At 70.6% G+C, this 23,389-nt stretch carries 25 protein-coding genes; 13 read left to right on the forward strand and 12 right to left on the reverse strand.

The genetic code is table 11. The features are described 5' to 3' along the window. Window positions 1–14: 14 nt before the first annotated feature. From A4X17_RS06790 to hemQ, 4 genes are read right to left on the reverse strand one after another with little or no spacing between them, the layout of a single operon-like run. Complete coding sequence (locus A4X17_RS06790; protein WP_064294910.1) at window positions 15–839, reverse strand: uroporphyrinogen-III synthase; 825 nt, start codon at window positions 837–839, stop codon at window positions 15–17. Further along, a complete protein-coding gene (hemC, locus tag A4X17_RS06795) occupies window positions 836–1,783 on the reverse strand; it encodes a hydroxymethylbilane synthase (protein WP_064294911.1) in 948 nt (315 codons plus the stop codon). The genes A4X17_RS06790 and hemC overlap by 4 nt, the downstream gene beginning before the upstream one ends. Then, on the reverse strand, window positions 1,780–3,030 hold the full coding sequence (locus tag A4X17_RS06800) for a ferrochelatase (RefSeq protein ID WP_064294912.1): 1,251 nt from the start codon (window positions 3,028–3,030) through the stop codon (window positions 1,780–1,782). The genes hemC and A4X17_RS06800 overlap by 4 nt, the downstream gene beginning before the upstream one ends. After that, a complete protein-coding gene (gene hemQ, locus A4X17_RS06805) occupies window positions 3,030–3,752 on the reverse strand; it encodes a hydrogen peroxide-dependent heme synthase (protein ID WP_064294913.1) in 723 nt (240 codons plus the stop codon). The genes A4X17_RS06800 and hemQ overlap by 1 nt, the downstream gene beginning before the upstream one ends. 91 nt (window positions 3,753–3,843) lie before the next feature. Here hemQ and A4X17_RS06810 point away from each other — a divergent pair, with 91 nt between their 5' ends. Further along, a complete protein-coding gene (locus A4X17_RS06810; RefSeq protein ID WP_064294914.1) occupies window positions 3,844–4,305 on the forward strand; it encodes a GNAT family N-acetyltransferase in 462 nt (153 codons plus the stop codon). Window positions 4,306–4,321: 16 nt separating this feature from the next. Here the strand turns inward: A4X17_RS06810 and A4X17_RS06815 are convergent, their stop codons facing one another. The 5 genes from A4X17_RS06815 to hemE all read right to left on the reverse strand — a co-directional run bounded on the left by A4X17_RS06815 (window position 4,322) and on the right by hemE (window position 8,190). Continuing rightward, window positions 4,322–4,573, reverse strand: coding sequence for a DUF3618 domain-containing protein (locus tag A4X17_RS06815; protein ID WP_064294915.1), 252 nt, complete (start codon window positions 4,571–4,573; stop codon window positions 4,322–4,324). Beyond that, window positions 4,563–4,985 (reverse strand): phage holin family protein, encoded by a 423-nt coding sequence (locus A4X17_RS06820; RefSeq protein ID WP_064294953.1) that lies wholly within the window; start codon window positions 4,983–4,985, stop codon window positions 4,563–4,565. The genes A4X17_RS06815 and A4X17_RS06820 overlap by 11 nt, the downstream gene beginning before the upstream one ends. A gap of 17 nt (window positions 4,986–5,002) precedes the next feature. Next, window positions 5,003–5,425 carry a hypothetical protein gene (locus tag A4X17_RS06825; protein ID WP_064294916.1) on the reverse strand — a complete coding sequence of 141 codons (423 nt, stop codon included), beginning with the start codon at window positions 5,423–5,425 and terminating at the stop codon, window positions 5,003–5,005. Between the two features lie 132 nt (window positions 5,426–5,557). After that, on the reverse strand, window positions 5,558–7,102 hold the full coding sequence (locus A4X17_RS06830) for an NAD(P)/FAD-dependent oxidoreductase (protein ID WP_064294917.1): 1,545 nt from the start codon (window positions 7,100–7,102) through the stop codon (window positions 5,558–5,560). Further along, on the reverse strand, window positions 7,099–8,190 hold the full coding sequence (gene hemE / locus A4X17_RS06835) for a uroporphyrinogen decarboxylase (protein WP_064294918.1): 1,092 nt from the start codon (window positions 8,188–8,190) through the stop codon (window positions 7,099–7,101). Before hemE ends, A4X17_RS06830 begins: the two co-directional genes overlap by 4 nt. A 114-nt stretch (window positions 8,191–8,304) precedes the next feature. Between hemE and A4X17_RS06840 the strand changes: the two genes are divergently transcribed. Further along, window positions 8,305–9,753 carry a glutamyl-tRNA reductase gene (locus A4X17_RS06840; RefSeq protein ID WP_064294919.1) on the forward strand — a complete coding sequence of 483 codons (1,449 nt, stop codon included), beginning with the start codon at window positions 8,305–8,307 and terminating at the stop codon, window positions 9,751–9,753. A gap of 118 nt (window positions 9,754–9,871) precedes the next feature. Here A4X17_RS06840 and A4X17_RS06845 read toward each other — a convergent pair whose 3' ends face one another. Next, complete coding sequence (locus A4X17_RS06845; RefSeq protein WP_064294920.1) at window positions 9,872–10,465, reverse strand: DUF4190 domain-containing protein; 594 nt, start codon at window positions 10,463–10,465, stop codon at window positions 9,872–9,874. 154 nt (window positions 10,466–10,619) lie between these two features. Between A4X17_RS06845 and A4X17_RS06850 the strand changes: the two genes are divergently transcribed. Together A4X17_RS06850 and A4X17_RS06855 are read left to right on the forward strand one after the other, a co-directional pair. Next, a complete protein-coding gene (locus tag A4X17_RS06850; protein WP_157583366.1) occupies window positions 10,620–11,420 on the forward strand; it encodes a triacylglycerol lipase in 801 nt (266 codons plus the stop codon). After that, on the forward strand, window positions 11,417–11,848 hold the full coding sequence (locus tag A4X17_RS06855) for an NUDIX domain-containing protein (protein ID WP_064294921.1): 432 nt from the start codon (window positions 11,417–11,419) through the stop codon (window positions 11,846–11,848). The genes A4X17_RS06850 and A4X17_RS06855 overlap by 4 nt, the downstream gene beginning before the upstream one ends. A gap of 167 nt (window positions 11,849–12,015) precedes the next feature. Here A4X17_RS06855 and A4X17_RS06860 read toward each other — a convergent pair whose 3' ends face one another. Then, on the reverse strand, window positions 12,016–12,921 hold the full coding sequence (locus A4X17_RS06860) for a serine hydrolase (RefSeq protein WP_064294922.1): 906 nt from the start codon (window positions 12,919–12,921) through the stop codon (window positions 12,016–12,018). Between the two features lie 268 nt (window positions 12,922–13,189). Beyond that, on the reverse strand, window positions 13,190–13,960 hold the full coding sequence (locus A4X17_RS06865; RefSeq protein WP_064294923.1) for an SDR family NAD(P)-dependent oxidoreductase: 771 nt from the start codon (window positions 13,958–13,960) through the stop codon (window positions 13,190–13,192). A gap of 116 nt (window positions 13,961–14,076) precedes the next feature. On the opposite strand from A4X17_RS06865, the gene A4X17_RS06870 reads away from it, so the two are divergent. The 9 genes from A4X17_RS06870 to A4X17_RS06910 all read left to right on the forward strand — a co-directional run bounded on the left by A4X17_RS06870 (window position 14,077) and on the right by A4X17_RS06910 (window position 23,347). Further along, window positions 14,077–14,805: an SDR family oxidoreductase gene (locus A4X17_RS06870; protein ID WP_064294924.1), complete on the forward strand. Its 729-nt coding sequence runs from the start codon at window positions 14,077–14,079 to the stop codon at window positions 14,803–14,805. Further along, window positions 14,802–15,479 carry a FadR/GntR family transcriptional regulator gene (locus A4X17_RS06875; protein ID WP_064294925.1) on the forward strand — a complete coding sequence of 226 codons (678 nt, stop codon included), beginning with the start codon at window positions 14,802–14,804 and terminating at the stop codon, window positions 15,477–15,479. The genes A4X17_RS06870 and A4X17_RS06875 overlap by 4 nt, the downstream gene beginning before the upstream one ends. A gap of 240 nt (window positions 15,480–15,719) precedes the next feature. Beyond that, window positions 15,720–17,006 carry a sugar ABC transporter substrate-binding protein gene (locus A4X17_RS06880; RefSeq protein WP_064294926.1) on the forward strand — a complete coding sequence of 429 codons (1,287 nt, stop codon included), beginning with the start codon at window positions 15,720–15,722 and terminating at the stop codon, window positions 17,004–17,006. 6 nt (window positions 17,007–17,012) lie between these two features. Next, complete coding sequence (locus A4X17_RS06885) at window positions 17,013–17,984, forward strand: carbohydrate ABC transporter permease (protein ID WP_369808448.1); 972 nt, start codon at window positions 17,013–17,015, stop codon at window positions 17,982–17,984. 83 nt (window positions 17,985–18,067) lie between these two features. Then, the gene (locus A4X17_RS06890) at window positions 18,068–18,910 is read left to right on the forward strand and encodes a carbohydrate ABC transporter permease (RefSeq protein WP_064294955.1); all 843 of its coding nucleotides are present in this window, start codon (window positions 18,068–18,070) and stop codon (window positions 18,908–18,910) included. Further along, entirely contained in the window at window positions 18,907–20,553 is a 1,647-nt protein-coding gene (locus A4X17_RS19425; RefSeq protein ID WP_064294928.1) for a glycoside hydrolase family 3 protein, read from the forward strand. The genes A4X17_RS06890 and A4X17_RS19425 overlap by 4 nt, the downstream gene beginning before the upstream one ends. Further along, window positions 20,550–21,491 carry an N-acetylglucosamine kinase gene (locus A4X17_RS06900; protein ID WP_064294929.1) on the forward strand — a complete coding sequence of 314 codons (942 nt, stop codon included), beginning with the start codon at window positions 20,550–20,552 and terminating at the stop codon, window positions 21,489–21,491. The genes A4X17_RS19425 and A4X17_RS06900 overlap by 4 nt, the downstream gene beginning before the upstream one ends. Next, entirely contained in the window at window positions 21,475–22,488 is a 1,014-nt protein-coding gene (murQ, locus tag A4X17_RS06905) for an N-acetylmuramic acid 6-phosphate etherase (RefSeq protein WP_082915984.1), read from the forward strand. The genes A4X17_RS06900 and murQ overlap by 17 nt, the downstream gene beginning before the upstream one ends. After that, window positions 22,478–23,347: a MurR/RpiR family transcriptional regulator gene (locus tag A4X17_RS06910; RefSeq protein WP_064294930.1), complete on the forward strand. Its 870-nt coding sequence runs from the start codon at window positions 22,478–22,480 to the stop codon at window positions 23,345–23,347. Before murQ ends, A4X17_RS06910 begins: the two co-directional genes overlap by 11 nt. Window positions 23,348–23,389 lie beyond the last annotated feature (42 nt).

Here is a 23,389-nt window from a genome sequence, read left to right on the forward strand (position 1 = left end):
GGGCGTGAAGCCGGTCAGCGGTTCCCGTCGCCGGCGTCCTCGTCGTGCTTCTGGCTGAGCGCCACGGACACGATCGCCTCGATCAGCGAGTCGACCGTCTGCTGCTCCGCCACGACGTCGACCCGGAGCCCGTAGCCTCGGGCGTCACGAGCCGTGCGGGGTCCGATCGCGGCGATGACGGTGCTCTCGGGGATCTCGGGGAACTGCGAACGGACCTGCTCCGCCACGCTGCCCGAGGTGACGAGGATGGCACGCACCCGGCCGCTGGCGACGTCGGCGACGATCTTCTCGGCGACCGGGACACCGACCGTGCGGTAGGCGACGACGGACTGGACGTCGTGCCCGGCCGCGATCAGGCCCTCCGTGAGGAGCGGCTTGGCGATGGCCGAGCGGAGCGTGAGGATGCGCTTCGGGTGCGGTTCGAGCGCCGTGAGCTCCTGCACCATGCCCTTGGCGGAGTTGTCCTTCGCCGGCACGAGGTCGACGCTGTAGCCGACGGCGGTGAGTGCGGCAGCGGTGGTCTCGCCGACGGCGGCGACCCTCGTCGTCTCGGGGATTCGGATCCGCTGCGAGGACAGCACGTCGACCGTGGTCGCGCTCGTCACGGTGAGCCAGTCGAACTCGCCCGCCTCGAGCGCCGCGAGCGCGGTCCCGAGGGTCTCCGGGTCGTCCGTGCTGGCGAAGTTGATCATCGGGGCGACGACGGGCGACCCACCCTTGCCACGGACCGTCCCGGCGACCGAGTCGCCCCACGGACCGCCGCGCGGCACGAGGACGCGCCACCCGCCGAGCGGCTTGGTGGCGGTGGGAACGGTGTTCGACTTCGTCCAGTCCTTCACGCAGCGCCTCCCAGCGGGGCGAGGTCGGCTGCGCCGGCCTCGATGAGCTCGTCCGCGAGCGAGACTCCCAGCGCGTCGGCCGCTTGCAGCAGCTCCCGCCCGTGTCCGTCGCCGGAGAACCCCTCCGCGCGGCTCTCCCGGTGGATCATCTCGGTGCCGTCGAGCGAGTAGACGGCGGCCTGCAGCACGAGGTCCTCGTCGTCGAGCCACGCTGCGGCGCCGACGGGAGCCGAGCAACCGGCCTCGAGTCGACGGAGCACGGCCCGTTCCGCCGTGGCCTGCCATCGGCTCGGCGCGTGGTCGAGCAGCGCGATGGAACCGGCGATGGACGATTCGTCGTCGTCGAGGCACTCGATCGCGAGCGCCCCCTGCCCCGGCGCGGTCGGCCAGGTGTCGAGGTCGAAGAGCCCGGTGACGGCGTCGAGCCGTCCGAGGCGGGTGAGACCTGCGGCCGCGAGGACGACGGCGTCGAGGTCGTCGTCGATGCGGCGCAGGCGGGTGTCGATGTTGCCGCGGATGTCGACGACCTCGAGGTCGGGCCGGATGCGCTTCAGCTGAGCGATCCGACGCGGTGAGCCGGTGCCGATCCTGGCCCCCTGCGGCAGGTCGTCGAGCGAGCGGTCGTCCGAGGCGCACAGGGCGTCGCGTGGATCCTCGCGCATCGGCATGGCGGCGATCGTGAAGCCCTCGGCCGGAGCCGTCGGGAGGTCCTTCAAGGAGTGCACGACGAGATCGCACGCGCCGTCGAGCAGGGCGTCGCGGAGCGCGTTGACGAACACGCCCGTCCCGCCGATGGTCGAGAGCGACTCACGACTCGTGTCGCCCTGCGTCGTGACGGTGACGATCTCGACGTCCTCACCGGTGGCCGCCGTGAGGGCGTCGGCCACATGACCGGTCTGCGCCAGCGCCAGGGCGCTGCCGCGGGTTCCGATACGAAGGGTCATGGGGCGATCCCCGAGAACGCCGGTTTGAAGCCCAGCCGGGCGTTCTCGCAGCACCCGGGGCGGCAGACGTCGTACCAGGGGCCGAGGTCGGTCATGTGCGGTCGTTCCTCGACGGGCGTGCCGTCGCGGCGCTCGAGGACGAGGTCGACGAGTCCCTTGACGTAGGCGGCGGCGGTGCCCGGCGTCGGGACGCGGACGGCGGCCAGGCCGTGTTCGCCGGCCGTCTCGATGGCCTCGTTGTCGAGGTCCCACATGACCTCCATGTGGTCGCTCACGAAGCCGAGCGGCACGATGACGATCGCCTTGCGGCCGGCGGCGGGCAGCTCGGCGATCGCGTCGTTGATGTCGGGCTCGAGCCACGGCATGCTGGGCGGGCCCGACCGGGACTGGTAGACGAGCTGCCACGGCACCGAGACACCGCTGCCGACCGCGCCACCGAGGACACCGGCCTCACGGAGCTGGTCGATGGCGTTCGCCATGACGACCTCGGCCACCGCGAGGTGCTGGGCCTCGTACGCCCCGTGGTCGCCGAAGCCGCGGAAGTCGGGGCCGGAGCGCGCGGCGTCGCCGGTGGGGATCGAGTGCGTCGCGAAGAGCACCTCGATCTCCGTCTCGGCGGAGAGCTCGGGCTGTTCGCGCAGGTACTCGGCGATCGCCTCACGGACACCGTCGATGAACGGGGTCACGAAGCCGGGGTGGTCGAAGAACTGACGCACCTTGTCGATCTGGATCTCGCCCTGGAGGTTCGTCTCGTCGACGGCGATCGCGAAGTCCTCCCGGTACTGCCGACAGCTCGAGTACGAGGAGTAGGCGCTCGTGGCGATCGCGATGAGCTTCGTGAAGCCGCGCTCGTGCGCCTCGGTCAGCGCGTCGCGCAGGTACGGATCCCAGTTGCGGTTGCCCCAGAGGACCGGGAGGTCGATGCCACGGGACGCGAGTTCGAGCTCCAGGGCCGCCTTGAGCGCACGGTTCTGGTCGTTGATGGGGCTGACGCCGCCGAAGTGGCGGTAGTGGTGCGCGACCTCTTCGAGACGCTCCTCGGGGATCCCGCGCCCGCGTGTGACGTTGCGGAGGAACGGGATGACGTCGTCCTGGCCCTCGGGCCCGCCGAAGCCGGCGAGGAGGATGGCGTCGTAGTCCGTCGGCTCGGAGACGTGCTCAGGACCGGCCGCTGCGGCGTCGGTCGCGCCGCGGACGATGCGCTCGGGGGCCTCGGCTCCGGTGCTCCCCAGGTTCATGGCTGCCATCAGCGCACCACCTCCAATGCCTCGGCGGGCGTGATACGGCGGCCCGTGAAGAACGGCACCTCTTCGCGCACGTGGCGGCGCGCTTCGGTGTTGCGCAGGTCGCGCATGAGGTCGACGAGTTCGACGACGTCGTCGGCCTCGAGCGGCAGGAGCCACTCGTAGTCGCCGAGGGCGAAGGAGGCGACGGTGTTGGCGAGCACACCCGTGAACGCCGCACCCTGACGGCCGTGCTCGGCGAGCATCTTGCGACGCTCCTCCTCCGGCAGGAGGTACCACTCGTAGCTGCGCACGAAGGGGTACAGGCAGAGCCAGCCCTTCGGCTCGATGCCGCGGAGGAACCCGGGGACGTGCTGCCGGTTGAACTCGGCGTCGCGGTGGACGCCCATGGCGTTCCAGGTGGGTGCCAGCGAACCGAGGATGGCGGTGCGGCGCAGCTCGCGGAGGCCGGCCTGCAGGCCCTCGGCGGTGTCGCCGTGGAGCCACAGCATGAGGTCGGCGTCGGCGCGGAGGCCGGAGACGTCGTAGATGCCGCGCAGGGTCACGCCCTGGGCTTCGACGAGTGCGATGGATGCTTCGAGTTCGGAGACATGCTCTTCGCCGAGCGGCAGCGCACTCGCCGGCTCGCGGCGCAGGACAGCCCAGAGGGTGAATCCTGAGGGGCCAGTCGGGGTGGCTGAGTCGGTCGGGTGGTGCGATGCCTCGGCAGAGGCCGGGTGAGTCATAGTCCTATCCTCACCCAGTTCGGTCGATTGGGCAAAAGGGGCAGGTCACGATTGACACCGAGCCCAGCCTCACCGGCGATACAGTCGGGTGATGACCAGCGAGCAGCCTCCCGTCCAGTACCACGTCGCCAGAGCGGCCGAGATGGATCCGGTGACGCTCTACCGTGTGCTGAAGATCCGCGTCGACGTCTTCGTCGTCGAGCAGACGGCGCTCTTCGCCGATCTCGACGGACGCGACATCGAGGACGGGACCCTCATCGCCTGGGCGCAGGAGGGCGACGAGGTGCTCGCGACGATCCGGATCCTGACCGAGGCCGAGCACTCGGAGATCGGACGGGTGGCCACGGCGTTCACCGCCCGCGGGCGAGGTCTCGCCGCGGAACTGATCCGCCGCGCGGTCGCCGACCACGGGCATCGGGAACTCCGCATGGGCGCCCAGAAACGCCTCGCCGACTGGTACGGCCGGTTCGGGTTCGAGATCAGCGGCCCCGACTATGTGGAGGACGACATCGTGCACGTCCCGATGACGCGCGTCGCCACGCCGAGCGACTGACCGGCGGCGGGACGCGTCAGCGCACGATGGCGCGGACGATGCCCCATACGGCCAGCCCCGCCGCACCGGCGAGGCCCGCGACACCGGCGTAGAAGACCGCCGGGCGTTCGACCTTGACGGTCGCGATCTGCACGATGGCTCGACGCTTGGCGCGGTGCACCTGCTTCGGGACGTTGAGCTTGTCCTCGATCGCGTTCAGTGTGGCGACGAGCTCGGCACGAGCCTGCTCGGGCGAGGGCGTCGCCCCCGGGAACTGGTCAACGGTCATACTCGCCGAGTCCCTTCACTGCCTTGATGTCTTCCTTCACGTTGTCCATCGGGCTCGGGTCCTCGTTGATCTTCTTGAAGTAGCGCAGCGCGATCAGTACGAGGACCGCAGCGACGAGGACGAAGAGCACGAAGACGCAGAGCGCCGCCAGCCACGAGGGCATGACGAGCGCGAGCGCGAGGATCAGCACTGCGACGAGCACGCCGACCGCGAAGAAGAGGAACACCGCGGCACCGGCGACGAAGGCCGCGCCGATACCCGCGTACTTGCCCTTGTGGGCGAGCTGCGTCTTGAGGTTGGCGATCTCGGCCTTGACCAGGTTCGAGACGACCCCGGGCAACTGGCCGACGAGGGTCAGGAGGGACTCGTCGCGCTTGTCGTAGCGCGGCTCCGAGCGGTTGCGGTCACTCATGAACGGCATCGTCGGTGCTACTCGCCGCTCTTGGGCTTCGGTGCCGTCGTCTTGGGCGCGGCAGGCTTCCGCACTGCGGGCTTCGAGGCCGACGACGTCGAGGTGCCGGAGGCCGTGCGGGCGTCCTTGACCGTCTCGGACACGTCCTGGACGGTGTCCTCGGTCTTCGAGATGGCCTTATCGAGCTTCTGGCCGGGCGTCGAACCCTGCTGGCTGACGACCTTCGCGACGGCGCTGACGCCGCTCCACAGAGCCGCGGGGACCTCACTGATGCGTGCCTTGGCGAAGTCCTCGACCTTGCCGCGCTGCGCGCGCACCGGCTTCGCGTTCCACAGCTTGACCCACTGCGTCTTGATCTGCTCGTAGCGTTCGCGTCCGGCGCGGGTACCGAGCACGTAGCCCGTGAGCCCACCGACGACGAACATGACCTTGCCCTTCATGGCGCCTCCGTCTGTTCGAGTGGTGCTGTGATGCTGCATCCAACGGGACCAGCGTAGTCGGGTGTCACTCCGACGCCACCATCCGGTCGGGGGTTGACAGGAAAAGATGCCGGGTCGGGCATATGGGCGCGTCTACCGCTGCAGCGCCTGATGGCGGAGTCGTGCCGCCGCCTCGTGGGCGTCGGGGACCACCGAGGCGAGCCCCGTGCCCGACAACCAGGCACCAGTGACCGCTAGGTCGGGCACCTCGGCCACCGCTTCCCGGATGGCCGTCGAGCGTTCACGCTGGCCGCGCGCGGCGGTCGGTTGCGTCCCTGTCCAGGAGATGCGGTGGAAGCCGCGGACGCTGCCCGGGTCGAGCTGGACGCCGAGCATCGCGGACGCGTCGTGCAATGCCGTCGAGAGCAGCTCCTCGTCGGTCAACGCGCTCGTCGCGTCGGCCTCGCCCTGACGGCCGAAGGACAGGCGGACGACGTGGCGGTGCTCGCCATGCTCCTTCGCGCGGTCGGCGAGCCAGGCCCATTTCGCCGTCGCGTGGGTGAGCGCCTTGGCGTGGAGCGTGGAGCCGGGTGCGACGAGCAGCCCGGAGCCGCGCGGTGCGGCGTCGAGTGCCGGTTCGTCGAGCACGATCGTCACGAGTTCGATCGGCGCGGGCAGGACCGGGTCGCCCGCATCGTCGCCGGCGGCGGGGAGATCGCGGAGCGCCGGCCCGACGTCGGCCAGCAGGTTGCGGGCCGGCTGCTCGGGCGTCGCGATGAGGACGAGATCGGCCTCGAGCACCCGACCGTCGGTCAGGGCGACGTACCAGGGGGCCTTCGACGCACCCGCGGCGGCGGGGCGCTCGCTCATCCGCGGGAGGCCGGCGTCGCCGAGGCCGACACCCGGTCCGTCCACGTCGATGTCGAACGGGTTCCGGGAGATCGCCGTGACGGCGACGCCGGTGATGAGCGTCGACCCCCACCGCTCGAGCTCCGCGGTCAATCCCTCGACGAGGACGGTCATGCCACCGTCGAGGCCGCCGACCGCGGCACCGGCGGGCGCGTTCTCCCGGAGGGCCGCGACGGCGAGGGACAGCGCCCCGGTGCGGGTCAGCGCGGCGTTCAGTCCAGGAGCCGCGCGGTCGACGTCGAGGTCGTCCGGAGCCGCCGAGTAGACGCCCGAGGTGACCGGTGCGACGAGGAGGTCGTGGACGGCCGCGCCCATGCGCTTCCTGACGAGCGCACCGAGGTTGTGCTCGGTGCCGATCGTGAGCGGCGGGCGGATGCAGTCGAGGTAGGCGCGCAGGGCACCTTTCCAACCGATGACCCGACGGACGTCGTCCGCGAGGGGGTTCGTCGGGATGCCCAGCAGTCCCGCCTTGGGGAGCGGGACACTCCGCTGCGGCTGTCCGGGCTTGGCGACGTGCAACCAAGCCCCCGCCCGGTTGGGACGCACGACGCGGTCGGTCAAGCCCAGCTGCTCGATGAGCTCGACGACCGAGCCACCGCGCGTCGCGAAGCTCTCGGCACCGACGTCGACGCGGAGACCCGCGACCTCGGCGGCCGCGAGCGCACCACCGAACGACTCCTGCGCATCGACGACCGTGACCGAGATGCCGACCTTGGCGCAGTCGACCGCGCCGACGAGTCCGGCCACACCACCGCCGATGACGACGAGACGCTTCGGCTCGAGACTCATGCGGGCTGCCAATCGTGGGCGAGGGCGACGATGCGGGTCAGGACGTCCGGGTCGGTGTCGGGCGGGACCCCGTGGCCGAGGTTGAGGACGTGCGACGGCGCCGCCGTCCCGCGCTGGAGGATGTCGAGGACGTGCGCCTCGAGGACCGGCCAGGGGGCGGCGAGCAGTGCCGGGTCGATGTTGCCCTGCACGGGGACGCCGCCACCGAGACGTCGGATGCCCTCGTCGAGCGCCAGCCGGTAGTCGACCCCGACCACGTCGGCGCCGACCCGGTGCATCGCGCCGAGCAGTTCACCGGTCCCGACGCCGAAGTGCACCTTCGGGACGGCGAGGTCGGCGACGTGCGCGAGCGCGGCCCGGGAGGCCGGGGCGACGTGACGCTCGTAGTCCTCGAGGGAGAGCGCCCCCGCCCACGAATCGAAGAGCTGCGCGGCCGACGCGCCGGCGAGCACCTGGGCGCGGAGGAAGCGACCGGTGACGTCCGCGCACCAGGCCATGAGCTTCGCCCACGAGTCCGGGTCGGCGTGCATGAGGGTGCGGGCGGCGAGGTGGTCCTTCGACGGCCCGCCCTCGACGAGGTAGGCGGCGAGCGTGAAGGGCGCGCCAGCGAAGCCGATGAGCGGCGTGCGGCCGTCGCCGATCCCCGCGAGCCCGGCGACGGTGAGCGCGACGCCTTCGCGGATGGGCGCCAGTGTGTCGTCGAGGACGGCGGGATCGAGCGCGACGAGCGCGTCGACCTCGGCGGCCGTCCGCACCGCCGACCCCATGACGGGACCACGGCCCGGCACGATCTCGACCGCGACGCCGGCCTGCTTCAACGGCACGACGATGTCACTGAAGAAGATGGCCGCGTCCGTCCCGTGCCGTCGGATGGGCTGGAGGGTGATCTCGCTCGCCATCGCCGGGTCGAGGCAGGCGTCGAGCATGGCCGTCCCGATCCGCAACTCGCGGTACTCGGGCAGCGACCGGCCGGCCTGCCGCATGAACCAGACGGGCGTCCGCTCGGGACGGGTGCCGCGGTACGCGGTGATGAGCGGCGACGACCGGGTCACGCCGGTGACGAGGGGGTGTTCGGGTGGGAGACTCACCCTTCCATCCTCCCATCTCCGCCCTGAGAGCGAGGGGCGTGCGTGCGATCGGGTGAGGGTCACCTGGGTGGCTTCCCGGAGAGGCCGACGTGCCCGCTCGGGTAGACTCATCGGGTGCTCATGTGTGTGACGGCGAGCCATAAGAACGCCACCTTCGACCTCCTCGAACGACTCTCAGTCGGTGCCGAGGGCGTTGCCGCGCGCCTGGTCGAGCACCACGAGTGCGTCTCGGGTGCCGTCGTCGTGGCCACCTGCAACCGGTTCGAGGCGTACATCGACCTCGACGAGCCCGTCACCGCCGCCGCATCCGTCGCCTTCGAGGCCGCTGCGGAGGCCGTCAGCGAGACCACAGGCATCCCCGCCGAGCAGCTGCGGGAGGTGTTCGACCTCAGCATCGGCACCGCAGCAGCCGAGCACCTCTTCGCCGTGTCGGCCGGACTCGAGTCCGTCGTCGTCGGCGAGGGCGAGATCGCCGGCCAGGTGCGGCGCTCCCTCGAGGCAGCTCGCGCCGGTGGCACCACCAGCTCCGAGCTCGAGCGTCTGTTCCAGCGCGCGTCTCAGACCTCCCGCGGCATCAAGAACCGCACGCCGCTCGGGCGCGCCGGGCGCTCCATCGTGCGTCTCGCCCTCGACCTCGCGGAGAGCCGTATCGACGACTGGGCCACGCAGCGAGTGTTGCTCGTCGGCACCGGCGCGTACGCCGGCGCGAGCCTCGCCGCCCTCCGCGACCGCGGCGTCACCGACGTCCTCGTGTACTCGCCGTCCGGCCGCGCCGAGAAGTTCGCGCGCTCGCACGAGATCGGTTGGATCGGACACGACGACCTCGCCCGCACCACCGGCGAGGTCGACATCATCGTGACCTGCACCACCGCCGAGGGCCACGTCGTCGACGCCGAACTGCTCCGCGCGGGTCGCACGGCCGTCGCCGCCGACCACCGCGCACGAGCCGCGGCCGCCACGGACGCACCGACGCTCTCACTGGTCACCCCGGCGGCACCCGAGCCCACCGGGGTCTCCGCACTCGTCCACGACGTCATCACCGAAGCCGCCGCCGAGTGCCCCGTGCCGCACGCCTCGGCCCAGCTCGTCATCGACCTCGGCCTGCCGCGTAACGTCGACCCCGACGTCGCCACGGTGTCCGGTGTCGTCCTGCTCGACCTCGAGACCATCCGCATCCACGCGCCGCTCGAGGAGCTGCAGGCCACCGAGGTCGCACGCTCCATCGTCAGCCGCGCCGCACAGAAGTTCGCCGCGGTCGGCGAGGAGCGCAGCCTCGAGCCCGCCGTCGTCGCCCTCCGCAGCCACGTGCACGCGCTCGTCGAGGCCGAGGTCGCCCGTGCGACCGCGCGTGGCGACGACGACGGCTCGACCGCCCGTGCACTGCGGCACCTCGCCGGCGTGCTGCTGCACGAACCGACGGTGCGGGCGCGGAACCTCGCCCGCAACGGCGAGCAGGCTGCGTACACGACGGCGCTGCAGACGCTCTTCGGTATCGAGGTCCCCCAGGCACCGGCGGTCATCGCTCCGGTCGCCGACACCGATTCGGCAGCTTCCGCCTCCTAGGTTTCCGGCCCCACTGAGCCGTCTGGTCCCTGAGCCTGTCGAAGGGCGCTCGAACGACGAACGGGCACCGGCGCGATGCCGATGCCCGTCATGATCCGCCTGCCGAGCAGGCCGTGGATCAGTAGTCGTAGTTGTAGCTGCTCGCGGTACCGATCGCGCCGGCGATGAGCAGGACGTAGAAGATGATGAAGATGACACCGACGAGCACCGAGACGCCACTCACGATCGTGCCGGCGAGGGCCAGGCCGCGGCCCTGCTCGCCGGTGCGCTTGATCTGACCGAGCGCGATGATGCCGAGCACGAGGCCGACGACGCCGAACCCGACGAACGGGGCGATGAGCGAGATGATCGCCATGACGTTCGTCTTCGGGCCGGTCGGCTGCGCGTAGCCGTACGGAGCCTGGGGCTGACCGTAGGGAGCGGCGGGCTGACCGTAGGGGTTCTGCTGCTGACCGTAGGGAGCGGCGGGCTGACCGTAGGGGTTCTGCTGCTCGCCGTACGGAGCCTGCGGCTGGCCGTACTTGGGCTGCTCGCCGTACTGCGGAGCCTGCTGGCCCGACTGCTCGCCGTAGGGCGAGGGCTGACCGTACTGCGGCGCCTGTTCCCCGTACTGCGGAGCCGGCGGAACCTGCGATTCGCCGTAGGCCGGCTGCTGGGGGTTCTGGCTCTGACCGTATGGGTCGTTCGGCTGGCCGGAGTTCGGATCAGTCATGAAGGTGCACCTCGCGCATAGGGGTTCGACGAACGGACTCATGCTTGCAGCGTGCCGTCGCCTTGTCAACACAGGGTAACCCGCGATCCCTGATGTTCACTGGGCTCGCGCGGCGCGCACCGGAGGCGGTGGCAAGATGGACGAGGGGGTGCGGATGGACGAGGAATCGGTGGCGGAAGCCGAGGACGTCTCGCTCGCCGACGCCCCGCCGGTCGCCGAGCGACCTGGCGCGCTGGCCATCGCCGGGATCGTCGCCGCCGACTGGGTCCACTCGGTCGTCTGGCACACGCGGGCCTTCTTCAGCGGGCGCATCCCGAAGGAGTACGCCCGTGGCGACGCGAGTCGACCGGTCGTCGTCCTCATCCCCGGCGTGTACGAGACCTGGGCGTTCCTGAAGCCGGTGGCCGACCGCCTGAACGCCGACGGCTACCGGATCCGCATCGCGCGCGGCCTCGGCTACAACCGCAAACCCATCCGCGACACGGCTGCCCGCTTCGCCCGTGCGCTCGGGCGGTTGCCGAAGCCCGCCGCAGGGTGCGTCATCGTCGCGCACAGCAAGGGAGGGCTCGTCGGGAAGGAGCTGCTCCTCACCGAACGCGAGCGGCTGGGCCTGCTCGGGGTCGTCGCGATCTGCTCGCCGTTCTCCGGATCGGTGCTCGCGAAGTACGTGGTCGACCCGAGCCTCCGTGCGTTCCTCCCGACGGACGAGACCATCGTCGCGCTCGGCGCCCCGCACGACGTCAACACCGACATCGTCTCGATCTACAGCACCTTCGACCCGCACGTGCCGTCCAGCAGCGTGCTGCCCGGAGCGACGAACGTGCTCCTCCCGGTTCCGGGTCACTTCGTGATCCTCAGCACGGACGAACTCAAGGACGCCGTGGAACTCGCCGTCGACGGGTTCGCCGACCGGTTGCGGCCCGCGCTGGAGCCCGAGAGCCCGGCCGACCGGTGAGCCGTGCACCCGCGGGCTCGGGCAGCCCGCTCCCCGACATCCTCGTGTCCGCGGTCGCGATCGTCCGCGGACGGCGGGTCCTCATGGTGACCGCTCGCGGTCGTGACGTCCTCTACATGCCCGGTGGGAAGATCGACGCGGGCGAGACGCCGGCCGAGGCCGCCATCCGGGAGGCACGCGAGGAGGTCGCGGTCGAGATCGATCCGGCGCGGGTCTCGCCGTTGTTCACGGTGGTCACGCAGGCGCACGGCGAGCCCGACGGCCGGCTCGTGCGGATGCACGTCTTCGCGGCAGAGACGGACGAGACACCGACGCCCTCCGCCGAGGTGAGTGCGGTCCACTGGGTGGGCACGGAGTCACTCGACCGCTGCCCGCCCGCGGGGCGTGAGGTGCTCGAACGCCTGGCGGCGGCGGGGCTCATCGACTGAGTGGAGGGTGGGGTCCGGCCCCTGAGCCTGTCGAAGGGTGAAAGCCTCAGCACCGGACTGCCCTTCGACAAGCTCAGGGACCAATGAGGTGAGCCCGTCGGCAAGCTCAGGGACCGGCGGAGGTGAGCCCTTCGACACGCTCAGGGACGGGGACGAGCGAGACCGGCTCAGTGCACGTACTCGAGGAGGTCCTGGCCGAGGATCCGGACGGCGTCGACCACCCCGAGGCGCGTGCCGAGCTCCGTGTCGTCGTAGCTCGTGCACACGGCGTAGCTCACGGCGCCGTTCGGGCCTCGGAGGATGCCCGCCTCGGCTCGCACACCGACCCCGGATCCGGTCTTGTTGAAGAGTTGGATGCCGTGGTCGGGCTCACGGTGGGCCAGCGGGTCGAGCCCGAAACCCGAGGCGACGAGCGAGAGGTCCGTGTTCAGCGACAACCAGGCCAGGACCCGGCGGCTCGTGGTGGCGTCGACGATCTCGCCCGTCGCGAGCGCCTGGAACAGCCAGGCGAGTTCGCGGGCGGAACCGACGGAGAGCTGCGGTGCGTTGTCGGGGCCGCGGTGGTCGCGGACGATGTCGAGGAGGGCCGTGCGCTTCAGCCCGATCTCCTCGGCACGGTGGCGGACGGCGTCGAGACCGATGTGGCGGAGCAGGACGTTCGTGGCGAGGTTGTCGCTCGTCGCGCCGACGAGGGCCGCGAGGTCGGCGACCGGGAGGGACGGCGCTTGGAGGTGCTGCCAGATCCCGGAGTCGGCGACCGCGTCGAGCGGCTCGCGGTCGAGGATGGTGAGGCCGCTGAAGTCGGCGTCGCCGAGGCGGGCCGCGACCTCGATGAGGAGGAGGACCTTGCCGATCGAGGCGGTGGGCACGACGACGTGGTCGTCGGCCGACATGAGCATCTCGCCGGTGGTGATGTCGTTGATCCGGAGGCTGACCTGCGCGCCCGACGCGGCCAGCTCACCGAGGGCGCTGAACCCGCGGGTGAAGGGTTCGATCTGGGCTGAGGCACGGTGGCGCCCTCGACGCGCATCGCGCGAACGGCGACGTTCCGACTCGTGCACTCGTGAAGCCACGGCTGACCGAACTCCTCTGCTCCAGATGGTGATCCCGACGATCCTGCGGCTGTGGACCTGCCCCGGTCAGCCCACTCGACGGCCCTCCGCCGACCCGCGCAGCGGGCCTCCGGATGTGCCGTCCACGGTATCGTAAGCGGCCTTCGCGCTGGCTGCGAATCCGGGCCTGGGAACGTCGTTCCCGGGCGCGTCGGTCCGACATCCGTCGCTTCACCACCCGTGAATCCGGCCGGTCCACCGCCCGGATCCCGTCAGGTCCAGAGCCTGATCAGACGCGAGCGCGGGCTGGGAACTGGGTCGCGAACTTGCCGCCACTGACGTCGATCAGCGCACCGGTGACGTAGCCCGCCTGGTCGCTCGCGAGGAACCGGACGACGTTCGCGACGTCCTCCGGTTCCTCCCAACGGCGCACCGAGAGTGTGTCGAGGAGTTCGTCCTGCTGCGCCGTCGGGAGGTCGGCGAAACCGTTCATCGCCGTCGGCACCATGCCGGGGGCGTAGGCGTTCACCGTGATGTCCCACGGTCCCAGCTCGCTCGCGAGGACCCTGGTGAGCTGCACCACCGCGGACTTCGACGCCGCGTAGGCCGCGCTGCCGACGCTCGGGATGACCGCGGCGAAGCTCGCGGCGTTGATGATGCGCCCGGAACGCTGTCCCTTCAGATACGGGATGACCGCCTTCGACACCCGGAACACGCCGCCGACGTTGACGTCGAAGCACCTGGTCCACGCGGCGTCGCTCGTCTCCTCGAGCAACGACTGCACGTTGATCCCGGCGTTGTTCACGAGGACGTCGATCCCTCCGAGCTCGGCGGCAGCCGCCGCGACCGCGCGCGACACGGAGTCCTCGGATCGCACGTCACACGTGATGGCGACGAGGCCACCGTGGTGGGTTGCCACGAGCGCGTCGAGGGAGGAGACGTCGAGGTCGAGCACCGCGACGCGGGACCCCTCGGCGAGGAAGGACTCCACGAGGGCGAGCCCGATCCCCCGAGCACCTCCGGTCACGATCACCCGTCGGTCCGTCAGGTCCAGCAGCATCGGTGTCTCCCGTCGTCCGAGCGCAACCCTCGACGCGTCGACCCGGTGCCGACGGCCGCGTACGCACCAGGCGAGTAAAACATACTTATGGCCGGTCGGTTCGCTACACTGGCGCCATGACGGATCGAGTGCTCTGGGTGACGGGTGGCGGCAGCGGTATGGGACAGGCCGTGGCGGTGTCGGCCGCGGAGGCGGGATGGCGCGTCGCCGTGACGGGGCGGCGGCGCGAGGCGCTCCTCGAGACGGTGGAAGCCGTCACCTCCGCCGGCGGTGTGGCCGTCGACGCGGAGGCCGACGCGACGGACCCCGCTTCGCTCGCCCGAGCCCATGAACGCATCGTCGCCGAGCTCGGCCCGGTCGACGACCTCGTCACCGCGGCGGGCCTGAACGCACCTCGGCGCCGGTGGGACGACCAGACGATGACGGAGTTCGCCGCGATCGTCGACACCAACCTCACCTCGGTCGCCCGCACGATCGACCTCGCGCTGCCCACCATCCGCGACGCGCAGGGACGGATCGTCGTCATCTCCTCCTTCGCCGGCTGGCGCTTCTCGACCAAGGGTGGCGTCGCCTACAGTGCGAGCAAGACCGCGCTCGCCTCGCTCTGCGCGACCCTCAACGAGGAGGAGGGACTCCACGGCGTCGGCGCCACCCACCTCTGCCCGGGCGACGTCGACACCCCGTTCCTCTCCATGCGGCCGCAGGTGCCGGACGCGTCGGCGCGCGAGACGATGCTGACGCCCGGGGACATCGGCCGCGCCGTGCGGTTCATCCTCGACGGCCCGCCGCACGTGCGGATCGACGAACTCGTGATCTCCCCCACCCGTCCGTCAGCACGGGCGTGAGTCGCGCACCGGGGACATCGGCCTTCGAACGCACGCTCGACCGGATCGGCACCGACATCGTCGACGGCGGACTGCCCGCCGGCACGGTGTGCACGGTGGACGAGCTGGTCGACCGCGCCGGGCACTCACGGTCGGTGGTCCGGGAGGCGACCCGTGTGCTCGCCGGCATGGGACTCCTCGCCAGCAAGGCCCACGTCGGTCACACCGTGCAGCCGTCGTCGAGCTGGGACTGGTTGCAGCCCCGGGTGCTCCGCTGGGCACTGGCGAGCGGGCGACGGGAGTCCACCCTCCTCGCGATCCGCGAGCTCCGTACGGCGACCGAGCCGGAGTCGGCACGGCTCGCGGCCGAGCGACGCGGCGACGGCGACGCCCGTGAGCTCCGCGAGACGAGCGAGGCACTCCGCGCGGCGGCGGCTCGCCAGGATCCGATCGCGTTCCTCGAGGCCGACCTCCTGCTGCATCGCCTCATCCGACGGGCGGCGGGGAACCCGATCCTCGACCGGGTCGGCGACGCCGTCGACGAGGCCCTCCGGGATCGTGTGGTCCAGCTGCCCGGTGACGGCATCGACCACCACGACGCGGCGTTGCACACGGACCTCGCGTCGGCGATCGAGGCGCAGGACGGCGAGCGGGCCGCCGCGACGATGCGCGTGATCATCCTCCGCACGGCTTGACGACGGCGGTGGCCGACCGCCATCCACACACACGGTTCTCGCAGCTTCGCGAAACACGTCCGTCACGCAGGTAACGACCGTGTTGCAGTGCTGGAAAATATTTGCAAGCTTCCTGTACTTATTGAATACTGTTTCCACACCCACTGAAAACAGCAGGGATCGACCGCGGTTTCCCGGTCATCACGGATCCCGGGCCAACGACGGCCCGGACTCCCGATCCCAGAATCGAGGAGCAGCACCATGCGCAAGCGCACCCTTCCGCTGGCCGTCCTCGCCACCGCGGCACTCGGCCTCACCGCCTGTGCCGGTGGCGGTTCCGGCTCAGGCGACGTCTCGGCAGACGGCCAGACGCTCACCGTCTGGATCATGCAGGGCACCAACCCCGACTCCGAGGCCTTCTTCAAGGAGGTCGGCTCGGCCTTCAAGAAGGAGACCGGCGCCACCCTCAAGGTCGAGTACGTGCAGTGGGCCGACGCCCACGACCGCTTCGTGACGTCGATCGCCGGGAACACCACCCCCGACGTCGCCGAGACGGGCACCACCTGGACGGCCGAGTTCGCCGATGCCGGCGCCCTCGCCCCCATCGGCGACTACGTCGACAAGGCCGGCCTGAAGGACGACCTCGTCAAGGGCCTCGCCGACTCCGGCACCTACGACGGCGAGCTCTACGGCATGCCGTGGTACGCCGGCGTCCGCTCGATCGTCTACCGCACCGACGTCTTCGAGGAGCTCGGCCTCAAGGCGCCGACCACCTGGCAGGAGATCATCGACGCCGGCACCGCGATCAAGGCCGCCAAGCCCGACATGATCCCGTTCCCCGTCCCCGGTGACGCCGAGTTCACGGCGTACCCCTGGGTCTGGGGCGCCGGCGGCGAGGTCTCCGAGCTCGACGGCGACACCTGGAAGTCGGGTCTCGCGAGCGACGACTCGCGCAAGGGCATCCAGTTCTGGACCGACCTGGCCACCAAGTACGACCTCTCCTCCTCGGGTGCCACCACCTGGAAGGAGACCGACGTCCTCGACAACTTCGTGCAGGACAAGGTCGCCATGGCGATCATGGGCTCCTGGACCCCGGCGACGATCGTCCAGAAGAACCCGGAGCTCGAGGGCAAGTTCGCCGCCATCCCGATCCCGGGTGAAGACGGCGGCATGTCGCCCTCCGTGCTCGGCGGTTCGCACCTCAGCATGTTCAACACCTCGAAGAACAAGGACCTCGCGTTCCAGTTCATCGAGATGATGACCACCGGCAAGTTCGCCTCCGAGTGGGCCGAGCAGACCGGGTACTTCCCCGGCCAGACCTCGCTCCTCAGCGACTCGACCGAGAGCGACGACCCGCTGGTGAAGCCCTTCGCCGAGCAGTTCGTCGACGGCGGCGCTTCCCTCCCCGTGACCCCGAAGTTCGGTGCGGTGCAGGCGAAGAAGACCACCAACGCGATGATCCAGGCCATCCTCTCCGGGAGCAAGTCGGTCGACCAGGCGACGACCGACGCCGCCAAGGAGATGGACGACATCATGAACGGCAAGTAGCCGATCGTGTCGACCCTCACCCCGCCCACGGTCACCCGCGAAGCCCCCGCTTCGCGGGTGGCCGGGGGCCCTTCCCCCAAGCGGCTGCGCCTCCTGATGCGCACCCGCCCCTGGCTGCTGCTCACGCCGGCGCTCCTCATCCTCGCCGTGCTCCTCCTCTGGCCGCTCATCCGCGTCGTCCTGTTCTCCCTGCAGGACTACGGCCTGCGCGAGATCGTCAGCGGCGACACCAACTTCAACGGCGGCGCGAACTACGCCGAGGTCTTCGCCGACCCGACCCTCTGGACCGTCGTCCTCCCGAACACCGTCCTCTTCGCCGCCGCGGCCGTCATCGGTACCGTCGTCCTGGGCACCCTCGTCGCCCTCCTCATGGCGAACCTCGGCTCCTTCTGGCGCACCATCGTCGGCAGCGCCATCATGGTCGCCTGGGCGATGCCCGCCGTCACCGGCACCTACGTCTGGGTCTGGATCTTCGACGCCGACCGCGGCATCGTCAACCAGACGCTCATGGGGCTCGGGCTCATGGACGAGCCCTTCAACTGGTTCACGAACCAGTTCACGTTCTACGGCATCGCGCTGCTGAACGTGATCCACCACGGCTTCCCCTTCGTGGCCATCACCGTCCTCGCCGGCCTGCTCGGCGTGTCCAAGGAGATGCTGGAAGCCGCCGAGATGGACGGGGCGGGCGCGTTCCGTCGCTTCTTCCAGATCACCTTCCCATCGCTGCGTCAGGTGTTCTCGGTCGTGATCATCCTGTCGACCATCTGGGACTTCAAGGTGTTCGCGCAGATCTACCTCATGCCGGGTGGTTCCGGCTCGAACCGCGAGGTGTTGAACCTCGGCGTGTGGTCGTACGTGGAGTCCTTCGGACAGAACCGCTACGGCTTCGGCTCCGCGATCGCGGTGCTGTTGACGCTCGTCCTGCTCGGCATCACGATCGTCTACATCCGCGCCCTCATGAAGGAGGACGAACTGTGACCACCCAGGCTCCGGCCCCCACCGCAGACCGTCGACCGGCTCAGAAGCCGGGCATCGACCGGTCCGCCACGCCGCAGGTCCCGATGCACCGGAAGGCGAGCGGTCGGAAGATCCGCTCGAACACCGTCAAGGCGATCCTCGTCACCCTGCTGCTCGTCTTCACGCTGTTCCCGGCGTACTGGATGCTGTCGAGCGCGTTCGACGCACAGGCGTCGAGCGGCGGGCAGTCGTTCTTCCCGAAGGAACTGTCGCTCACGAACTTCCAGTCGGTCCTGACCGACGGCGGCTTCGGCGTCTTCCTCCGCAACTCCGCGATCGTGGCAGCCGCCACCGTGCTCATCTCGGCGGCCGTCGCGCTCCTCGCCTCGGTCGCGGTCGCCCGCTTCCGGTTCAAATTCCGCACCGCGGTGCTGCTCATGATCCTCGTCGTGCAGATGGTGCCGCTCGAGGCGCTCGTGATCCCGCTGTTCGTGCAGATCCGCGACCTGCAGCTGCTCAACACCCTGCTCGGGCTCATCATCGTGTACGTCGCGCTCGCGCTGCCGTTCGGCATCTGGATGCTCCGCGGCTTCGTCGCGGCGGTGCCGGTGGAGCTCGAAGAGGCGGCCTTCCTCGACGGTGCCAGCTGGTGGCGCATGTTCCGCTCGATCATGCTCCCGCTCGTGGCCCCGGGCCTCGTCGCGACGAGCGTGTTCAGCTTCATCACGGCCTGGAACGAGTTCATCTTCGCGATGACCCTGCTCGGCGGCTCGACGGAGAACTACACGGTCGCCATCGGCCTCAAACAGTTCTTCGGCCTGAACTCCAACGACTGGGGTTCGGTCATGGCGGCGTCGACCATCATCACGATCCCGGTCATGATCTTCTTCATCCTCGTGCAGCGCCGCCTCTCCGGCGGACTGGTGTCCGGAGCGGTGAAGGGATGATCGACCCAGACGTCGCGCGGCTCGTCCGGGGCGTCCTCTGGCCGGGGTTCCTCGGCCGGACCGCCCCGGACTGGCTGCTGCGCGAACTGGACGGCGGCCTCGCGGGCGTCGTGTACTTCGGGCAGAACCTCTCCTCGGACCCGGCGGAGGTCGCGGCGCTGTCGGCCGAACTCCGCGTCCACCGGCCCGAGGTCCTCATCGGCGTCGACGAGGAGGGCGGCAACGTCTCCCGCCTGGAGGCGCAGACGGGTTCCACCCTGCCCGGGCATGCGCAGCTCGGTGCACTCGACGACGTCGAGACGACGCGCGCGGTGGGTGCTGCACTCGCCGAGCGGCTCCACGCGGCCGGGGCGAACGTCGCACTCGCGCCCGTCGCCGACGTGAACACCAACCCCGCGAACCCGGTCATCGGGGTGCGCTCGTTCGGACCCACCGCCGACCTCGTCTCCCGCCACGTCGCCGCGATGGTCGACGGATTGCAGACCGGCGGGGTCGCCGCGTGCGTCAAGCACTACCCCGGACACGGCGACACGGCGAGCGACTCGCACCTGGATCTGCCCCGCATCGACCTGGACCTGGCGGAGCTCGAAGCCGAGCATCTGCCACCGTTCGACGCGGCGATCGCCGCCGGCGTCGCGAGTGTCATGACCGCCCACATCGTCGTCCCGGCGTTCGGTGACGCCCCGGCGACACTCAACCCGATCCCCCTCCGCCGGCTGCGCGAGAGCGGCTTCGACGGTGTCATCATCTCCGATGCACTCGACATGGCCGCCATCCGTTCCACCACCGGCTCCGGACGCGGGGCGGTCCTCGCCCTCCAGGCCGGGGTCGATCTGCTCTGCATCGGCAACCCGTCCAACCTCGGGCCGAAGCAGGGCGCGACGACCGACGAGGACGACTACCTCGAGGTGTTCGAGGCGGTCTGCGCGGCGGTGGCCGACGGTGAGCTCGATCGAGCGATCGTCGAGCGCGCGGCCGCCCGGGTGGCGTGGCTCGCACGGTCCGTCAGCCCTTCGACAGGCTCAGGGACCGGGGAATCGGTCCCCGAGGAGTCCCCGGTCCCCGAGCGGTCACCGGTCCCTGAGCGGTCACCGGTCCCTGAGCTTGTCGAAGGGCGCTTCTCCGACGCCATCCGCCGGGTCGTGCGCGTCCGGGGCGACGTCGCCATCGCAGCGTCGGCGATCACCCTCGTCGACCTCCGCGACCGACCGACCTTCGCCGTCGCCTCGGCCCACGATCCGTTCGCCGAATCGCTCGCCGAACGGTTCGCCGTCGCCCGGCTCGCTGCCGGCCCGAGCCTCCGGACACCGGATCCGCAGGCCGAGGCACCCGCCTCCGATGAGCTGGCCCTCCTCATCGAGACGATCCCCGCCGACGACGGCGTCGTCCTCCTCGCAGACCGCCTCGGCGGCGACACCCCGCAGCGGCTCGCGGTGGACCGTGTCGCGCTGGTCCGGCCGGACGCCGTCGTCGTGAGCGTCGGACTACCGCTCTCCGAGGACGCCGTCCTCCCCCTGCCGGTGATCGACACGCTCGCGGCCTCCCGAGCGTCCGCCGACCGGGTCACCGAACTCCTCGCCGCGGCCTCCACCGCGGCACCGACGCACCATCTGCACGACCAGCACCACCGGAACGGATCATGAACCACCTCGCAGCACCCGTCCTCGCCATCGATCTCGGGAAGACCTCCTGTCGCGCCCGCATCACGAGCGGATCCGGCGACGACCTGACCATCCTCGCGGAGGCCCGCGGCCACGGTGCACCGGGCCTCGCCGACCACGAGGGTGCGGAGCTGTCCGCCCGCGCAGTCCTCGAGACGGTCGCGCACCTCCCGGCCGACCTCCTCACCGCGGTGCAGCACGTCGGGATCGGCGCCGCCGGGGTGGAGGCGGCCCCGCACGAGGTCGCCGCGTTCACCGCCGAACTGCGTCTGGCGCTCGGAGCGACGATCGCCGTCGTGAACGACGCCCTGGCAGCCCACGCCGGTGCGTTCGCCGGTGGTCCCGGCACGGTGCTCATCGCCGGCACCGGATCCGTCGTGTTCGACGTCGACGCCGACGGCTCCGTGAAGCAGATCGACGGTTGGGGTCCCTGGCTCGGAGACGAGGGCAGCGGTCGGTGGATCGGGCAGCAGGGCCTCGAGGCGTGCATGCGTGCCTTCGACGGCCGCGGCCCCGCCACCGCCATGCTCGCCGACGCCGAGGCGCTCATCGGGTCGATCCCCGCGCTCCCCCGCTGGGTCTCCAGCACCGGAGCACCGGCCCGCCAACTCGGCACCTTCGCGCCCGCGGTCATCACCCGAGCCGAGGAGGGCGACGCGGTCGCCGCGGACATCGTCGACGCCGCCTGCGCCCATCTGGCTGTCAGCGCCGCCGCTGCCCGCACGGGTGCCGTGTGCGTCGTCGGCGGGATCGCCTCCCACCCCTACGTCGCCGCACATCTCGCGACGGCCCTGCACGAGGTCGGCGTCGACCTCGTCGCACCCCGCGGTGACGCACTCGACGGAGCCAGACTCGTCGCACTCGACACCGCGATCTCCTACGACGGAAGGGTCGTGCGCGACGATGTCCACGCAGCCTGAGGACGCTTCGGCCGCCCACCGTTCGACAGGCCCAGGGACCGGTGAACGCGACATCATCCGCGCGGAGCTCGCCACGCTCTCGACGGAGCAGGTGAACGAACGACACCCCGACCTCGACGCCCTCTCCACCCGGGAACTCGTCTCCGCGATGAACGAGGACAACCGTTCCGTCCCCGACGCCATCGCGGCCGTGGAACCCGAGATCGCCGAGGCCGTCGAAGCGATCGTCGAGCGCCTCCGCCGGGGCGGACGACTCGTCTACCTGGGCGCCGGGACCGCCGGACGGATGGGCATCCTCGATGCGAGTGAGGCACCACCCACGTTCGGGACCGACCCCGGCCTCATCGTCGGACTCATCGCGGGTGGTCCGGGCGCCATCCAGCAGGCGGTGGAGAACGCCGAGGACCGCGACGACCTCGGTCGGGCGGATCTGGAGTCGCTGTCGATCACCGCGGACGACGCCGTCGTGGGGGTCTCCGCGTCCGGCCGCACGCCCTACGTCCTGGGCGCCCTCGAGTACGCGCGCTCGATCGGTGCGATCACGATCGGCCTGTCGTGCAACGCCGGCTCCCCGCTCGCCCGGGACGCGGACATCGGCATCGAGGCGGTCGTCGGTCCGGAGCTCCTCACGGGATCGACCCGGCTGAAGGCGGGGACGGCGCAGAAGCTCGTGCTGAACATGCTGTCGACGATCACGATGGTGCGGCTCGGGAAGACGTACCGGAACCTCATGGTCGACCTCCTCACCACGAACGAGAAGCTGCGGGCGCGAGCGGAACGCACGGTCATGTTGGCGACCGACGTCGACGCCGCCACGGCCGCGAAGACGCTCGCATCCGTGGACGGCTGGGTGAAGGCCGCTATCCTCGTCCTCGTGACCGGCATCGCCGCAGACGAAGCCGTCGCCCGCCTCCGTGGTGGCGACGGCTCCCTCAGCGCGGCCATCGCAGCGCACGCCGTCGAAGACCCGACGGGGGCCGCACCGGATGTCCACTGACGCGCTGCTCGTGCTCCGCCAGGCGATCCCTCGTCTGAGCGCCGCCGAGACGCGCGTCGCCGAGACCATCATCGGCACCCCCTCGCTCGTCGTCGAGCTGACCATCACCGAACTCGCGAAGGCGTGCGGCACCTCCCAGGCGACCGTCGCGCGGTTCTGCCAGACCATCGGGTACACCGGCTACCGGGAGTTCCGGGTCGCCGTCGCGACCTCCACGAGTCGCGAGCAGGCGGAGCGTGACCGGTTCGAGGTCGACGACGCCGACATCGACCCGGACGACTCGGTCGAGACGGTCGTCGCGAAGGTCGCCTACCAGGAGGTGCAGGCGATCGAGCTCACCGCCCGCTCACTCGACCGCGACGCCCTGGACGCGGTCGTCGACGCCCTCCTCGTCGCCCCACGGATCGACGTCATCGGCTTCGGGTCCTCGAACCTCACGGCGCAGGACCTCCACCAGAAGCTCTACCGGATCGGCATGCCGGCCAACACCTTCGTCGACGCCCACCTCGCACTGCCCTCGGCCGCCCTCCTCGGGCCCGGTGGGGTCGCCATCGGCATCTCGCACTCCGGGCTCACGGTCGAGACCGAGCAGGCGATGCAGCTCGCGCGGGCCGCCGGCGCGACGACCGTGTGCATCACCAACTTCCCCGACTCCCCCATCGCCAGCCGGTGCGACCTCGTCCTCGCGACGCAGGCGAGGGAGAGCCGTTACCGTTCGGGTGCGATGTCGTCGCGCATTGCCCAGCTCGCGCTCGTCGACCTGCTCTTCATCCGTGTCGCCCAACGTCGTTACGACGCCGCGGCCGAGTCCCTCCGCGTCACCTACGAGTCCATCCAGGACCACCGCATCGACACTTGAATCCGGCCCGGCCGGCGAGAGCGCAGTCGATGCTCTCGAATT

The sequence above is a fragment of the Plantibacter sp. H53 genome (assembly GCF_001650455.1).
GTDB lineage: Bacteria > Actinomycetota > Actinomycetes > Actinomycetales > Microbacteriaceae > Plantibacter > Plantibacter flavus_A.

What these genes read in the sequence shown, in the direction of transcription:
- murQ (WP_082915984.1), top strand. Translation starts at nt 21,475, where the DNA reads ATGTCCACGCAGCCTGAGGACGCTTCGGCCGCCCACCGTTCGACAGGC.
- A4X17_RS06865 (WP_064294923.1), bottom strand. Translation starts at nt 13,960, where the DNA reads ATGCTGCTGGACCTGACGGACCGACGGGTGATCGTGACCGGAGGTGCT.
- A4X17_RS06820 (WP_064294953.1), bottom strand. Translation starts at nt 4,985, where the DNA reads ATGAGTGACCGCAACCGCTCGGAGCCGCGCTACGACAAGCGCGACGAG.
- A4X17_RS19425 (WP_064294928.1), top strand. Translation starts at nt 18,907, where the DNA reads ATGATCGACCCAGACGTCGCGCGGCTCGTCCGGGGCGTCCTCTGGCCG.
- A4X17_RS06830 (WP_064294917.1), bottom strand. Translation starts at nt 7,102, where the DNA reads ATGAGTCTCGAGCCGAAGCGTCTCGTCGTCATCGGCGGTGGTGTGGCC.
- A4X17_RS06870 (WP_064294924.1), top strand. Translation starts at nt 14,077, where the DNA reads ATGACGGATCGAGTGCTCTGGGTGACGGGTGGCGGCAGCGGTATGGGA.
- A4X17_RS06810 (WP_064294914.1), top strand. Translation starts at nt 3,844, where the DNA reads ATGACCAGCGAGCAGCCTCCCGTCCAGTACCACGTCGCCAGAGCGGCC.
- A4X17_RS06845 (WP_064294920.1), bottom strand. Translation starts at nt 10,465, where the DNA reads ATGACTGATCCGAACTCCGGCCAGCCGAACGACCCATACGGTCAGAGC.
- A4X17_RS06850 (WP_157583366.1), top strand. Translation starts at nt 10,620, where the DNA reads ATGGACGAGGAATCGGTGGCGGAAGCCGAGGACGTCTCGCTCGCCGAC.
- A4X17_RS06825 (WP_064294916.1), bottom strand. Translation starts at nt 5,425, where the DNA reads ATGAAGGGCAAGGTCATGTTCGTCGTCGGTGGGCTCACGGGCTACGTG.
- A4X17_RS06900 (WP_064294929.1), top strand. Translation starts at nt 20,550, where the DNA reads ATGAACCACCTCGCAGCACCCGTCCTCGCCATCGATCTCGGGAAGACC.
- A4X17_RS06815 (WP_064294915.1), bottom strand. Translation starts at nt 4,573, where the DNA reads ATGACCGTTGACCAGTTCCCGGGGGCGACGCCCTCGCCCGAGCAGGCT.
- A4X17_RS06800 (WP_064294912.1), bottom strand. Translation starts at nt 3,030, where the DNA reads ATGGCAGCCATGAACCTGGGGAGCACCGGAGCCGAGGCCCCCGAGCGC.
- A4X17_RS06910 (WP_064294930.1), top strand. Translation starts at nt 22,478, where the DNA reads ATGTCCACTGACGCGCTGCTCGTGCTCCGCCAGGCGATCCCTCGTCTG.
- A4X17_RS06880 (WP_064294926.1), top strand. Translation starts at nt 15,720, where the DNA reads ATGCGCAAGCGCACCCTTCCGCTGGCCGTCCTCGCCACCGCGGCACTC.
- A4X17_RS06890 (WP_064294955.1), top strand. Translation starts at nt 18,068, where the DNA reads ATGCACCGGAAGGCGAGCGGTCGGAAGATCCGCTCGAACACCGTCAAG.
- hemC (WP_064294911.1), bottom strand. Translation starts at nt 1,783, where the DNA reads ATGACCCTTCGTATCGGAACCCGCGGCAGCGCCCTGGCGCTGGCGCAG.
- hemQ (WP_064294913.1), bottom strand. Translation starts at nt 3,752, where the DNA reads ATGACTCACCCGGCCTCTGCCGAGGCATCGCACCACCCGACCGACTCA.